The organism is Bacteroidales bacterium (assembly GCA_013314715.1).
Lineage (GTDB): Bacteria > Bacteroidota > Bacteroidia > Bacteroidales > GWA2-32-17 > Ch61.
This window is the reverse complement of sequence record JABUFC010000059.1, coordinates 1-14135: the sequence shown is the minus strand read 5'-3', so window position 1 is coordinate 14135 and position 14135 is coordinate 1. Positions and strand designations below refer to the sequence as shown.

General features: G+C 29.8%; 15 protein-coding genes. 11 read left to right on the top strand and 4 right to left on the bottom strand.

Annotated elements, in window-relative coordinates; genetic code table 11:
* On the bottom strand, positions 1–131 hold a 131-nt coding region (locus HPY79_11280), incomplete at its 3' end, for a protein phosphatase (protein ID NSW46385.1).
* Positions 132–289: 158 nt separating this feature from the next.
* Here HPY79_11280 and HPY79_11275 point away from each other — a divergent pair.
* The 5 genes from HPY79_11275 (at position 290) to HPY79_11255 (ending at position 7014) form a co-directional block, all read left to right on the top strand.
* Positions 290–625, top strand: a complete 336-nt coding sequence (locus HPY79_11275) for a PAS domain-containing protein (GenBank protein NSW46384.1) — start codon at positions 290–292, stop codon at positions 623–625.
* Between the two features lie 11 nt (positions 626–636).
* Positions 637–1920 (top strand): T9SS type A sorting domain-containing protein, encoded by a 1284-nt coding sequence (locus HPY79_11270; GenBank protein ID NSW46383.1) that lies wholly within the window; start codon positions 637–639, stop codon positions 1918–1920.
* Positions 1921–1970: 50 nt separating this feature from the next.
* Positions 1971–3236, top strand: a complete 1266-nt coding sequence (locus HPY79_11265) for an imidazolonepropionase (GenBank protein ID NSW46382.1) — start codon at positions 1971–1973, stop codon at positions 3234–3236.
* On the top strand, positions 3229–4299 hold the full coding sequence (locus HPY79_11260; protein NSW46381.1) for an endonuclease: 1071 nt from the start codon (positions 3229–3231) through the stop codon (positions 4297–4299). Before HPY79_11265 ends, HPY79_11260 begins: the two co-directional genes overlap by 8 nt.
* Positions 4300–4452: 153 nt before the next feature.
* Complete coding sequence (locus tag HPY79_11255; protein ID NSW46380.1) at positions 4453–7014, top strand: tetratricopeptide repeat protein; 2562 nt, start codon at positions 4453–4455, stop codon at positions 7012–7014.
* A gap of 17 nt (positions 7015–7031) precedes the next feature.
* Here the strand turns inward: HPY79_11255 and HPY79_11250 are convergent, their stop codons facing one another.
* Both HPY79_11250 and HPY79_11245 read right to left on the bottom strand, forming a co-directional pair.
* A complete protein-coding gene (locus HPY79_11250; GenBank protein ID NSW46379.1) occupies positions 7032–8264 on the bottom strand; it encodes a gliding motility-associated C-terminal domain-containing protein in 1233 nt (410 codons plus the stop codon).
* Complete coding sequence (locus HPY79_11245; GenBank protein NSW46378.1) at positions 8251–8784, bottom strand: sigma-70 family RNA polymerase sigma factor; 534 nt, start codon at positions 8782–8784, stop codon at positions 8251–8253. The genes HPY79_11250 and HPY79_11245 overlap by 14 nt, the downstream gene beginning before the upstream one ends.
* 173 nt (positions 8785–8957) lie before the next feature.
* Here HPY79_11245 and ffh point away from each other — a divergent pair, with 173 nt between their 5' ends.
* The 6 genes from ffh (at position 8958) to HPY79_11215 (ending at position 12786) form a co-directional block, all read left to right on the top strand.
* A complete protein-coding gene (gene ffh, locus HPY79_11240; GenBank protein NSW46377.1) occupies positions 8958–10277 on the top strand; it encodes a signal recognition particle protein in 1320 nt (439 codons plus the stop codon).
* 5 nt (positions 10278–10282) lie between these two features.
* Positions 10283–11158, top strand: a complete 876-nt coding sequence (folD, locus tag HPY79_11235; GenBank protein NSW46376.1) for a bifunctional methylenetetrahydrofolate dehydrogenase/methenyltetrahydrofolate cyclohydrolase FolD — start codon at positions 10283–10285, stop codon at positions 11156–11158.
* 28 nt (positions 11159–11186) lie between these two features.
* Positions 11187–11738, top strand: a complete 552-nt coding sequence (gene thiF, locus HPY79_11230) for a sulfur carrier protein ThiS adenylyltransferase ThiF (GenBank protein NSW46375.1) — start codon at positions 11187–11189, stop codon at positions 11736–11738.
* A 6-nt stretch (positions 11739–11744) separates the two neighbouring features.
* Complete coding sequence (thiS, locus tag HPY79_11225) at positions 11745–11948, top strand: sulfur carrier protein ThiS (protein ID NSW46374.1); 204 nt, start codon at positions 11745–11747, stop codon at positions 11946–11948.
* 1 nt (position 11949) lies between these two features.
* Positions 11950–12267: a hypothetical protein gene (locus HPY79_11220; GenBank protein ID NSW46373.1), complete on the top strand. Its 318-nt coding sequence runs from the start codon at positions 11950–11952 to the stop codon at positions 12265–12267.
* A 66-nt stretch (positions 12268–12333) separates the two neighbouring features.
* On the top strand, positions 12334–12786 hold the full coding sequence (locus HPY79_11215) for a hypothetical protein (protein NSW46372.1): 453 nt from the start codon (positions 12334–12336) through the stop codon (positions 12784–12786).
* 18 nt (positions 12787–12804) lie between these two features.
* Here the strand turns inward: HPY79_11215 and HPY79_11210 are convergent, their stop codons facing one another.
* Entirely contained in the window at positions 12805–13599 is a 795-nt protein-coding gene (locus tag HPY79_11210; GenBank protein ID NSW46371.1) for an alpha/beta hydrolase, read from the bottom strand.
* Positions 13600–14135 lie beyond the last annotated feature (536 nt).

Sequence of the window (14135 nt, the reverse complement as noted above, 5' to 3'; positions counted from 1 at the left end):
GTATAAAGAATCTCTTTATTTTGCATTCCTACATTGATAAAATCTCCTAATACAACTATCTTTCTATGTTCGGGATGTGTATAAGTTTTTAATGATTCATCGAAAATGTAACCCAAACGTTCTAACAGCATTTTGAATTTTGCAAAATGCCCATGAATATCTCCTATAAAATCTAAATGAACCAAATTATTCTTTGATAATATGGCAAATATAGATAATATTTTTTATTTTTTCTTTTGTTTTCGTTTTATTTAAATGTTTTTTCGTTTGAATGTTGTATTTTTGAGCCATGATTGAAAACTATTTTGAATATTTAAATTTTGCCATAACTATCAGCGATAAAGAAGGCAATATTATTTATATGAATGATAAGTCAAGAGCAACTTTTCAGAAAGATAAACCATTATTAGGTTCGAACCTAAAAGATTGTCATTCATTAAATTCTTGGGAAAAAATTCAATCTTTATTATCAAATAAAGAGACCAATGTTTATACTATCGAAAAAAATGGTGTCAAAAAGCTTATATATCAAACTCCTTGGTATAATGCTAAAAATGAAGTGGCAGGATTATTAGAATTATCCTTGGTAATACCTATTGAAATGCCTCATTTTGTTAGATCTTAAATATTTATGTTATGAGAAAAGTGATTTTTATTACAAGTATGGTTGTTTTTAGTTTAGGTATAAAAGCCCAAGATACATTGACGGTAATGACTTATAATTTGCTTAATTTCAATAATAATACTTCATACTGTACCCAATCGAATAATAATGTTAACGATAAAATAAGTTATTTAAAAACGATAACGTCTTATGTATTGCCCGATATAGTTGGCTTTAATGAAATACATGCTTCTAATGCAACCATTCAGCTTATTTTAGATAGTATTTTAAATACCAATGGTATAAAAACATACTCACGAATTCAATATATTAACTCTAGCAATTCTGATATTGTAAGTTCAATTTTTTACAATAATAAAAAGTTAAAACTATATTCTACAAATTACTTACAAACCGATTTGCGAGACGTTATTATTTTAAATCTTTATTACAATAGTCAGGAAATGCAAAACAATCATGATACGGTTTTTATACGTGTTATGCAAGCTCATCTTAAAGCTGGTAGCACAACCAGCGATCAGGATCAAAGGGCACAAGAAACGAGTGTTATTATGAATTATTTAAATAGTTTGGGAAATAGTAAAAACACCATTTTAATGGGCGACTTTAATGTACAAAGTAGTACCGAAACCGCTTTTCAAAATTTAATTAATTATAGTAATATGAATGTTCGTTTTTACGATCCGGTAAATAAATTAGGAAATTGGAATAATAATTCAAGCTTTGCTTTATATCATACTCAGGCTGTTCAACTTAATTCAAATGGTTGTACATCGGGGGGGGGCTTAGACGATCGTTTTGATTTTATTTTAGCATCTTTTTCAATAATGAATAATTTGTATAAAGTTAAATATGTTGCAAACTCATACAAAGTAATAGGTCAAGATGGAAATCATTTTAATCAAAGTGTTGATAATCCAGCCAATTATTCTGTACCTTCGAATGTGCTTACAGCATTGGCTAATATGTCCGATCATTTACCTGTAACCCTTAAATTGGCAGTACAACAAACACCATTTATTGGAATTGAAGAAGCAAATTTAAATAATTTTAATATAAAACCCTATTCTTGGATTGATAATGAATTGATATTGAGTTTGCAAGGAGAATATAATGGGAATTTAGAGATTCATATTTATGATTTAATGGGACGTAAAGTATTTACTACTTATAGAAAACTTTTTAATGATGAATTATTAATATCAGTTCAAACACCTTCACTTGATAAAGGTTTATATATAGTTCAATATCAATTAAAGGGCTTAAACAAAAGTTTAAAAGTTATACATAAATAGCAATAATAATTAATTATATTTTTGTACTTTTGTTTTTTACAACTTATGTTATGAACTTTTTGATAATAAATATTAAACAACTTATCCAAGCAGAATCAAAGCCCAAGCAATATATAGCGGGTAAGCAAATGTCTAAACTTCCCATAATTAAAGATGCATTTCTATACGTAGAATCAGGACGTATCAGAGATTTTGGCAAAATGGACGAATTGGCGTCGGGTAGGGAACGTTATTTTACAATGTCGGATAAAATAATAGATGCAACAGATAAAATTATTTTACCTACATATTGCGATTCACATACTCATATTGTATATGCAGGTAGTCGCGAAAAAGAATTTGTAGATAAAATAAAGGGATTAACCTATGAAGAAATAGCCAAACGTGGTGGTGGTATATTAAATAGTGCAGCATTATTGCAGCAGACATCAGAAAATGAGCTTTTTGAGCAAACCTCGTTGAGAATAAAAGAGATTATGGCTCTTGGCACAGGTGCTGTCGAAATTAAAAGTGGATATGGTTTAACGCCAGAAGCAGAAATCAAAATGCTTAGAGTAATACAACGTTTAAAGGAAACATTTCCCATTAAGATAAAAGCTACATTTTTAGGTGCCCATGCAATCCCACCAAAATATAAAGAAGAACCGGACGAATATGTTGATGTAATTATAAATGAAATGATACCGGTTATTGCAGGCGAAGATTTAGCAGATTTTATTGATGTTTTTTGCGATAAAGGTTTCTTTACACCAGAACAAACTGAGCGTATTTTAATGGCGGGATTGAAATATGGTTTAAGAGCTAAAATACATGCCAATGAACTCGACCATTCTGGTGGAATTGAAGTTGGAGTAAAATATAATGCATTATCTGTAGATCATATCGAATATACAAGCGATGAAGATATTCAACTATTACTTCAATCCGATACGATGCCAACAGTATTACCAGGAGCAGCTTTCTTTTTAAATATGCCATTAGCCCCAGCTCGTAAAATGATAGATGCCGGTTTGCCTATTGCATTTGCATCTGATTATAATCCAGGGTCGTCTCCTTCAGGTAATATGAATCTAGTACTTTCTATGGCATGTATTCGCTATAAATTATTACCCGAAGAGGCTATCAATGCTTGTACTATCAATACTGCTTATGCTATGGGAGTTTCTGATACACATGGAAGCATCGCTCTTGGAAAAGCAGCTAATTTTATTATTACGAAGCCTATACCGTCGTATGAATATATCCCTTATAGTTTTGGTAACCATGTTATAGAATCAGTTTATATTAATGGCGAACTACAGAAGTTTTATGAATAAATTATTTATTTTTATTCAACTTTTTTTAATATTTGTAGCTTGTTCAAGCAACAAAGTTGTTGTAGAAGAGCATACAAAAAAGATTGATTACGTTGAAAACAGAGGCTTTTTTAGAATTGTATCATACAATGTAGAAAATTATTTCGATCCTTTTGATGATTCATTAAAACAAGATGATGAGTTTACTCCTAATGGTGCAAGACATTGGACATGGGAAAAATATAAAGAAAAACAAAAGAAAATTTACAAAGTAATTGCCGCTATGGGGGGGTGGGAATTACCTGAAATTATTGGTTTTTGCGAAATTGAAAATCGATTTGTGATGGAAGATTTACTAAAAAGCACTCCATTTAAATGGCGAAATTACGGCTTAGTACACAAAGAGTCGCCCGATAATAGAGGTATTGACGTTGCAATGATTTATAGAAAAGAAAAATTTATCCTTTTATCTCAAACCTTTTACAAAGTTCAATTCCCTTGGGATACTACCAAAAAAACACGCGATATCATGTATGTAAAAGGAGTTACTAATTTTGACGATACTTTACATATTTTTATGAATCATTGGCCTTCGCGTTTGGGCGGACAAAGTGAATCGGATAGAAATAGACAATTTGTTGCTAGTATATTACGTTCAAAAGTCGATTCAATTTTTAGAACTAATTGGAACGCTAATATTATTATTATGGGAGATTTTAATGACGAACCCGATAATTCTAGTATTACCGATGTTTTACGAGCACAAACTAAATATGAAAATCCGCAACCTGGAGAATTATATAATTTAGCGTGGTATATGAAAGAAGTAAAAGGTATGGGAAGCTTAAAATTTCAGGGACAATGGGGACTTATTGATCAACTTATCGTTTCGGGATCACTCTTAAATAAAAACAATTCGATTTACACTACTCCAGATAACGCACGAACTTTTAATGCCGATTTTTTATCAGAAAAAGATGAAGCATTTATTGGTGTCAAGCCTTTTAGAACATATGTAGGATTTAAATTTAACGGAGGTTTTAGCGATCATTATCCTGTTTACTTAGATCTTTATAAACCATAATTTGTTTAAGCAATATCTTTATGAATATAAACATTTAATATTAAATGTTTATTTTTACCTCTCATGTTAAATTTTTCAAAAAAAAGATTTATATAATTTTTTTATCAAAAAAATTTGTATTTTTATCACACTAAATTTATTGTTTATCATAATATGCAATTTATTAATTTATTTAAATATCTTATTGCAATTATTTTTCTAATCGGAAACGTTATTGTTTACGCATATTCATTCGATACGCTTAAGTATAAAACATATGTCGATTCATTATCCAAATGGTCATATCATTCTCCAAATAAAGCTGTTACTATTGGTAAAGAATTATATGTTTATACCGAAAAAATAAATGATTTAGCAAGTAACGAATCTGTTCTTAATTCCTTATCGCTAGCATATTATTACATGGGTAATAGAAAAGAAAGCTTATTGTATTTAAATATTTTAAAAAATTTATACTATAAACAAAACAACTTCGATAAATTATCCTTAATTTATAATCGTATAGGTGCAATTTATCAAGATTGGTCATTATATACTGAAGCCCTAAATAGTTTTAATAAGGCTTATAAATATGCATTAAAATCAAAAAATCAGTCTCGTATAGCCCAATGTTATAATAATTTAGGATTAATCAATAAAGAACAAGGAAATTATGATAAGGCTTTTGATTATTTTATTAAAGCTAAAGAAGTATATATACAATTAAACGATAAACGTAATTTAGCTTTTACTCTTAATAATATAGGAATTATTTATAAAAGAATAAAAAGTTTTGATAAAGCTCTTTCCTATTTTTTGCAGTCGATTGAATTAAAAAAATCAATTGGCGATATAAGAACACTACCCAATAGTTACGGAAATATTGCAGAGCTTTATATAGATCAAGGCGATTACACAAATGCTGAAAAATGGTTTAAAGAATCGTTAATTTTAAGAACTCAGAATAATGATCAAGAAAATATTATTCGCGATTTATTAGCTTTATTAAGAATTTATACATTAACTAATAATTTACCCAAAGCAAAAGAATACTTAAGTGAGGTAGAATTAAAGTTAAAAAATAATTCTTCTATATTAGATATAAGGCGAAATTATTATGAAACAATTTCACTCTTTTACGAAAAAAGTAAAGATTTTAAAAATGCTTTTATATACTTTAAAAAAGCAAAAGAGCTATCTGATTCTATTTTTAACGAAGAAACAGCTCACAAAGCATTAGAATTAGAATATATTGTAAATTCGGAACAAAAAGAACAAGAAATAAATGAATTGCGTTTAGAAAATCAGAAGTCGCTCGAAAAACTACGTAATGAACTTACATTTAAATATATATTGCTTATTATTTTAGTTAGTGTTTTTTCAATTTTACTTATTTTATTTATTCGATATAAAATAGGCTTAAAAGCTCGTTTAGCTATTGAAGAGAAAAATATTCATATTGAAAAAATTAACGAGGAACTTATAACGGTAAATGATGAGTTAGAACAAAGAGTAAAAGAACGAACAGAGGAGCTTGAAAAAGAAATGCAAATAAAAGAAGAAACCTTGCAAAAGCTCGAAATAGCTCTTAAAAAAGCAGAAGAATCAAATTATTTAAAAGATGCTTTTCTTGCTAATATTAATCATGAAATAAGAACACCTTTAAGCGCTATTATTGGCTTAACAGAGGTATTAAAAAGTAGAATTAGCAATACGAATCCCGAAATAGAAAAATTTGTCGATGGTATAGCTCAAAGTAGTAACCGACTTTTTAATTTACTCAATAATATCATAGATTTAAGTAGGGTTCAAGCAAATGATATTATACCGCATATCGATTCTTGTAATCCGAATCAATTAGTTCGCAAAGTAGGCGATTTGTTTGTATTTAGAATAAACGAAAAAAAATTAGAACTTTCGTATATCTTAGGTGAAGTTCCTAAAATGAAATGCGATAAAGATTTAACATTTAAAGTCTTAGTCGATATTTTAGATAATGCCGTAAAATATACCGAAAAAGGAAAAATAGAAATATCCACTTCGGTTATATCAAATGGTAAAGAAGTTATGATTTCGGTTTCCGATACCGGTATCGGAATAGATGAGTCATATCTACCAAATGTTTTTGAAACTTTTAGGCAAGAAAGTATGGGCTATAATCGCTTATATCAGGGAGCTGGTTTAGGTTTACCATTATCGCAGCGTATGATTAAGCTTATGGGAGGAAGATTAGAACTTTCGAGTAAGAAAAATTTTGGTACAACTGTAAATATTATTTTACCGGCTTCTGAAGTAAATATTGAAAAACAAACAACTCCTTCATTTGTTCAAGATAATAAAGACATTCCTGATGCAAAAATATTGCTTGTCGAAGATGACGATTTCAATGCTTTGTATATTAAAACAATAGTCGAATCTGTTGCTATGGTTGATTGGGTAAAAGATGGTAATGAGGCAATTTCAATAATTGAAAAGTCAAAAAAGCCTTATGATATAGTTATTTTAGATATTAATTTACCAAATCAATGGGAAGGTATATCGCTTCAAAAAGAAATTCGCAAAAAATTCCCCGAATATAATAATGTGCCATTTGTTGCTCAAACCGCCTATTCATTTAATACCGATAAAGAAAAAATTTTAAATAATGGATTTGTTGAATATTTTACAAAACCACTAAATTCAGAACATTTTTTAAACTCAATTAAGTTTTTACTTATAAATAACTCCAAAAAATAACGTAAAATGTATAATGATTAAAGAACTAGCTGAACCATTCCTTTGTGTAAAACTTGTTTGCCTTTTTTAGTTATGCCCTTTAATATGTAATAATAAGTACCAGGACTTGCAATTTGATTTGAATTTCTAATTTTTCCATCCCATTTGCCATCAATTTCTTTCCATTCATATATGAGTTCACCATTTCTTGAAAATATACTGCATTCTATGGTTTGCATATCATAATAGGTAGGTTGAAAGTAATCGTTAATTCCATCATTATTGGGTGAAAAAATATTGGGTATTTCAGCAAAATTCTGAGGTATGGTAACAATATAAGATTTTGTAATACTATCGCGACAACCATGTGAACTGGTTAAGGTTAATTTAACTTGATAAGAACCAGAATTTTGATAACTGTGTTCTGGTTCTGCCAGATTAGAATAGGTGCCATCGCCAAAACTCCAGTAAAAATGCATATTTTTAGCTTCTTTCCATATTTTTTTGTCAATTTTAGATTGATTTTCAAAAATGGTCATAAATTCATTACCAAGCATAATATCATATATTTTGAAGTCTGCTATTACATTACCACTATCGGGAATTGTTATTAATAGGGTGTCGAGAATTTGCTTTTCAATTTTTGCATAAACAGTATATGTGCCACTTTTTAGATTATCAAGTTCATTAGATACTTTATTCATGTCAGCCCAATAAAATTGAACAGAAGAATTATGTTCACATTTAATACTAGCTTTACCATTGGCTTGGTGGCAACTAGCCGCTTTTATATTTGTTCGATAAAAGTATTGAGTGATCTGTTTTGAAATGGAGTTTTCAATAGAATTACTTGGAATAGGGGTATTGTTAATATAATTATTTTCTTCTTTTGATGCCTTAATGCTATTTGTTTGTTTTTGAATTAATGCTATTGTACTTTTGGGGGGATTTTTAATATTTTGTTCTTGAGCTATTGAATGAGTATCAATTGAATATGATTGCACAAAGTTTGAAATTTTATTTTCTTGGGGCTTATCTTTAGAAACGATGGTATCATTGGGGGTATTAAATGAATTAAAAATAAATATGAATGTAATAATAGCTAAAGAAAGTCCACCTAACCAAAAATATTTGTTGAAAGGTTTTATCGTATTTTCAGATGTAATATTTTTGTTTAAACGATTAAAAACAGAAATAGGTGGTTCTTGCTCAAGTTCATAAAACTTGTCTCGAAAGAACTTATCAAAATCGTTATCGTTAAACTTTTTCATAGATTTTTACTCCTATTTTATTTTTTAGGTAATTTCTTGCTTTTAAGAGTTGTGTTTTTGAAGTAGATTCGGATATACCAAGAATCTCTGCTATTTCACTATGCTTATACCCTTCTATTACATACATATTAAAAACCAATCGATATCCATCGGGCATGCTATTGATATGTTTTAGCAATTCATCGAGTGCTATGTCATCTTCAATACATACCTCAGAAGATTCTATTTCTGTATATTGTTCGTCAATAGGGAACCACCGACTACTATACTTTCGGTATGCTTTAATGGCAGTATTTACCATAATTCTGCGAATCCAGCCTTCAAAAGAACCTAAATTTTTATACTCATCTAAGCAAGAAAAAACTTTCATAAAACCATCGTGCAAAATGTCTTCAGCTTCTTCGGGTTTACGCGCATATCGCAAACATACTGCATACATTTTCCGGGAGTATTTTTTATAGATATCTTCCCATGTAGCATTGTTTGGCAATATGTTGCTGTTTTCTTTATGTTTTTGCATTTTGGTTTTATTCTTTTATAAGACAATTCCAAGCATCTTTTAGTTGCCTAAAACTAAATCTAAATTAACATTTTTTTGTAATAGAACCAATTTTTTGCTATTATTTTTTTACATTGACATAATTTAAAACAGTTAAAATACTTATTTTTGCATAATCTTACAAATTTACGCATATGTTTGAAAATTTAACCGACAAGTTAGAAAAATCGTTTCGAATTCTTAAAGGTGAAGGAAAAATAACCGAAGTAAATGTTGCCGAAACCCTTAAAGAAATACGTAGAGCTTTACTCGATGCCGACGTTAACTATAAAATTGCAAAATCTTTTACAGATAAAGTAAAAGAAAAGGCTTTAGGCATGGAAGTGTTAAAGTCAGTTCGTCCTGGACAAATGTTAGTTAAAATTGTTCACGACGAATTAACAGCTTTAATGGGTTCAGAAAAAGTAGAATTAAAACTAAAAGGCAACCCATCGGTTATTTTAATGGCCGGACTCCAAGGTTCTGGTAAAACTACTTTCTCTGCTAAACTTGCAAACTTTATTAAAAGCAAAAAAGGACGTCAGGTATTGCTTGTAGCTTGCGACGTTTATCGTCCTGCAGCTATTGAACAATTAAAAGTTTTAGGCGAACAAATTCAAATACCAGTTTACACTGAAGAAAATGAAAAAAATCCTATTAAAATAGCTCAAAATGCTATAAAAGAAGCTAAATTAAAAGGTATTAATACCGTAATTATAGATACTGCAGGTCGTTTATCTATCGACGAAGAAATGATGCAAGAAATTACTGCCATAAAAAAAGCAGTTGAACCAGAAGAAATTTTGTTTGTTGTTGATGCAATGACCGGTCAAGATGCAGTAAACACAGCTAAAGAATTTAACGATCGCCTCGATTTTGATGGGGTAGTACTAACTAAGCTCGATGGTGATGCACGAGGTGGTGCTGCTTTATCTATTAAAGCAGTTGTCAATAAGCCAATTAAGTTTATTGGAACAGGCGAAAAAATGGATGCGCTCGATATATTCTATCCCGAACGTATGGCCGATAGAATATTAGGTATGGGCGATGTTGTTACATTAGTTGAAAGAGCTCAAGAACAATTTGACGAAGAAGAAGCACGTAAACTACAAAAGAAAATTGCAAAAAATCAATTTAATTTTAACGATTTTTATCAACAGATACAACAAATTAAAAAGATGGGTAATTTAAAGGAGTTGGCTTCTTTTATTCCCGGTATGGGAAAATTGATGAAAAACATTGATATTGACGACGATGCTTTTAAATCTATTGAGGCAATTATTCAATCTATGACTCCTCAAGAACGTGAAAACCCTTCATTAATCAATGGTAGTCGAAGAAAAAGAATTGCTTTAGGGAGCGGAACCGATATTCAGGAAGTTAATCGATTATTAAAACAATTCGAAGAAACTCGCAAACTAATGAAAATGGTTACTTCTAATAAAAATGCTTTAAAAAATTTACCTAAAAGATAATTTTTATGAACTTAATAGATGGTAAAGCTATTGCTAACGCTATAAAAAAAGAAATAGCTCAAGAAGTTGAACAAATTAAAAATAAGGGTGGCAAAATTCCTCATTTAGCAGCTATTTTAGTAGGCCATGATGGAGGAAGCGAAACATATGTAAGTCATAAAGTTAAATCGTGCGAAGAAGTTGGATTTAAATCTACATTACTTCGATTCGAAGATTCTATTAGCGAAAATTTATTGTTAAGTGAGATAGACAAACTCAATAATAATAGCGATATAGATGGATTTATTGTACAGTTGCCTTTACCCAAGCATTTTGATGAGCAAAAAATTATTAATAGCATAAAACCCAATAAAGATGTGGATGGTTTTCATCCAATTAACGTTGGGCGAATGGTGTTGGGGCTACCCTGTTTTATATCGGCAACACCTTTTGGAATAGTCGAATTATTAAAGCGTTACGAAATAAAAACTAGTGGAAAAAATGTAGTTGTTCTTGGTCGTAGCAATATAGTAGGACGTCCATTAAGTATTTTGCTTTCGCAAAAAGGGATAGACGCTACTGTCACAGTTGCTCATAGTCGTACTGAAAACCTTGTTGATGTATGCAGCAAAGCCGATATTTTAGTAGCTGCTATTGGACAACCAGAATTTGTTAAAGCCAATATGGTTAAAGAAGGGGCTGTAGTTATCGATGTTGGAACAACACGTGTACCTAATCCAAATTCAAAGACAGGATTTAAGCTTACAGGCGATGTAAAATTTGACGAAGTAGCACCTAAGTGTTCGTATATAACCCCTGTTCCTGGTGGGGTAGGACCTATGACTATTGTTAGTTTATTAAAAAATACTTTATTAGCTTCTAAGAAAGAAATTAAATGGTAATATGACTTTTGAGCAAATAAAAAAAATATTGTCACAAAAAGTTGTGGGCGTAGCAGGTTGTGGAGGCTTGGGATCCAATGCAGCAGTCGCATTAGCAAGAGTCGGTGTAGGAAAGCTAATTGTTGCAGATTTCGATGTTATTGTTGAAAGTAATTTAAATAGACAGTATTTTTTTTACGAACAAATAGGTCAAAAAAAATGTATCGCTTTAAAAAATAATATTATTAAAATAAACCCCCATTGTATAGTCGAAGCTCACGATATAAAATTAACTGCCTCTTCTATTATTGAACTTTATTCTAATGTAGATGTATTAATAGAAGCATTTGATAAAGCTGAAATGAAAGAAATGATACTTCGAACTATGCTGCATTATTTGCCTCATATACCCTTAATTATGGGGTCTGGTTTAGCAGGCTGGGGTAATGCTCATTTAATTCGCGAACAAGCATTCGATAATATATACATTATAGGCGATGGAGAACACGAAGTTTCAGAACATTTGCCTCCATTGGCACCGCGTGTCGGAATTGTAGCTAATATGCAAGCTAATAAAGCATTAGAAATTTTATTAAAATAACTCATTATGAAACTCATTGTTAATAATATTACTGAAAATATCGACAAAGACACCTTAACTATTAGTGAATTGCTCCAATATAAGCACTATACCTTTAAAATGATAGTTGTAAAGGTAAATGGAAAACCCATTAAGAAAGAAGATTATGAGCAGACTTATCTTAATGATGGTGATAATGTACAGGTTATTCATTTAATAAGTGGAGGCTAATATGAAAATAAATGAATTTCTTCAACGCAAAGCCATTTACACCAATAAATATTTTTTAGTTACCATAATATTTTTAGTATTTGTACTTATTTTTAGTCAGAATAACCTAATAGAACGTTTTTCGGCCATTAAAAAACGAAATGAGCTATTACATCAAAAACAATATTATTTAGATTTAATCAAAAAGCATTCAGAAAAAATTAAAGAACTTCAAAGCAATAAAACTTTGCTCGAAAAATTTGTAAGAGAAGAATATTTAATGAAACGAAAAGACGAAGTAATATTTTTAGTTGTTGATTCTAATAAAATAAACAAGTAAAATAATTTTGGTATTAAAATTGAATGTATGTATCTTTGTTTAATGTTTAACTAAAAAATTTAAGTTATGAAAAAGCTATTTTTAAGTGCAATTATTTTATTTTTAGGCATTTCGTTATTTGCTCAACAGTACGAATATGCAATAGTTACAACTGTTGAATCTATTGTACCTGGTGGCATAGGTCGATCACGTATGTTATGTGTTCGCGAAAATGTTGATTACAAAAATTTCACTACTTCACGAACTAAGGGAAAGGATAGTAAACAAGGCGATGTAGATAGAAGTGAAATAAAAATTGATGCTTTTGATGAAACAAAATTATTGAACTTTTTTTCTTTAGTAGGTATTAATTTTCAAAACATAGCATCGAATGATGCAGTAATAGCATCAAAATTAAACGCTATGGCTGCTGAAGGCTGGGAACTTGCTTTTGTATCTTCGGGTGTTGAAAGTGATGCTGGCAAACAAGATGGCGAAGGTATTTTTATTACACGTTACGTTTTTAGAAAGAAAAAATAACAATTGGCGTTTTGCATGTTAATGGCTATCTATGGTAGAGTAGATAGCCTTTTTTATTGCTTCTACAACAATAGATGCATGCTCTAAATGTGGGTTGTGCCTACAATCGTTAATAATAAGTTTTTCTATTTTAGATAAACTATATTGTTCAATATATTCTAATTGTTTTAAGCTGCCAAATTCATCATTGTCTCCTTGAATTAGTAATAATGGTACATCAATGTTTTTTAGTTCATAAAACATATTCCATGAAACAAGCGGTTCGTTTAACCAAAATTGCGTCCACCTGCGAAATAAAGTATCTGTTTTTTCATGATGATACTTTTGTAGAAAAAAAGATAAAATTCCTCTATTATAATCGTTGATTAATTTTTGTATTCCTTGTTTAGTTATTTCTTCAACAAAAACATGTGGAGTCATTGCTGTTATACCTATTAATTGTTGAGGCCTTTTCGAAGCATATAAAAGCGAAATCGTTGCACCATCGCTGTGTCCAACTAGGTAATGTTTTTTTATATGAGCTTTTTCTATAAGTTCTGGAAGTATTTCATAAGCTTCTATTTGTAAGAAATTTTCTGGAAGAGGGTTAAGAATAGTCCCTGTTTCTGCATAACCGATGCGTTCGTATAGAAAAATTGGAAGGTTTATTGCATTAAACAGCTTGTTGGGGAAACTTTTCCATTGCGAAATACTACCTAATCCTTGATGAAGCAATATAACCCATGGTTGATTTTCTGAAAGTTTATCGGGGAGATATAGTTTACAATGAACATCAATATTTTTAATATTGAAAAATTGATTTTTAATAAGCATAAGCAAGCAACAACATTTTTCCAAATTTAAATATAATATTTCATATCGATTATAAATATTTATACACTAATTTAAAAAATAATTTTGTGGGTATCTGTGCTGTCCAAAATAATTTAAAAATAAAATATTTGCTATTGATAATTATATATGTTTAAAAAACATTGATTTTTAAATTCAAGTTATCCAGAAAATAATGATAGTTGTGGGTCGTAAATTTTTTTAGTTTTAACAAATGGCTAATTTAACCATTGCCATAAATCAGTTTTTGAGACCTTTGCAAAACTCTTTTTTGTTATTGCCATCCCTTCCCGTCATTGCCTTTAGATTTGTATCGTGTATTTTTGTGATAAAATACCGGTAAAAGAACAGAGGTGAACTATGTCATTGCGTAGGATTACATGCCTATGTTTCGTATTAGTCCTCTGTTCTTTCATAGTTGTAATGACCAATTAGAATTTTAAGCTTTAAGGCTTATTAAAGGTTTTAGTCAATACAACAATAACCGGTATAAAAAATCATAAAACAACTTAAAACGT

Excerpts from the sequence above, each read along its gene's own strand:
- HPY79_11260 (NSW46381.1), top strand. The coding sequence starts at position 3,229 with ATGAATAAATTATTTATTTTTATTCAACTTTTTTTAATATTTGTAGCT.
- HPY79_11210 (NSW46371.1), bottom strand. The coding sequence starts at position 13,599 with ATGCTTATTAAAAATCAATTTTTCAATATTAAAAATATTGATGTTCAT.
- HPY79_11250 (NSW46379.1), bottom strand. The coding sequence starts at position 8,264 with ATGAAAAAGTTTAACGATAACGATTTTGATAAGTTCTTTCGAGACAAG.
- HPY79_11220 (NSW46373.1), top strand. The coding sequence starts at position 11,950 with ATGAAAATAAATGAATTTCTTCAACGCAAAGCCATTTACACCAATAAA.
- HPY79_11265 (NSW46382.1), top strand. The coding sequence starts at position 1,971 with ATGAACTTTTTGATAATAAATATTAAACAACTTATCCAAGCAGAATCA.
- HPY79_11255 (NSW46380.1), top strand. The coding sequence starts at position 4,453 with ATGCAATTTATTAATTTATTTAAATATCTTATTGCAATTATTTTTCTA.
- HPY79_11270 (NSW46383.1), top strand. The coding sequence starts at position 637 with ATGAGAAAAGTGATTTTTATTACAAGTATGGTTGTTTTTAGTTTAGGT.
- HPY79_11275 (NSW46384.1), top strand. The coding sequence starts at position 290 with ATGATTGAAAACTATTTTGAATATTTAAATTTTGCCATAACTATCAGC.
- ffh (NSW46377.1), top strand. The coding sequence starts at position 8,958 with ATGTTTGAAAATTTAACCGACAAGTTAGAAAAATCGTTTCGAATTCTT.
- folD (NSW46376.1), top strand. The coding sequence starts at position 10,283 with ATGAACTTAATAGATGGTAAAGCTATTGCTAACGCTATAAAAAAAGAA.
- HPY79_11215 (NSW46372.1), top strand. The coding sequence starts at position 12,334 with ATGAAAAAGCTATTTTTAAGTGCAATTATTTTATTTTTAGGCATTTCG.
- HPY79_11245 (NSW46378.1), bottom strand. The coding sequence starts at position 8,784 with ATGCAAAAACATAAAGAAAACAGCAACATATTGCCAAACAATGCTACA.
- thiS (NSW46374.1), top strand. The coding sequence starts at position 11,745 with ATGAAACTCATTGTTAATAATATTACTGAAAATATCGACAAAGACACC.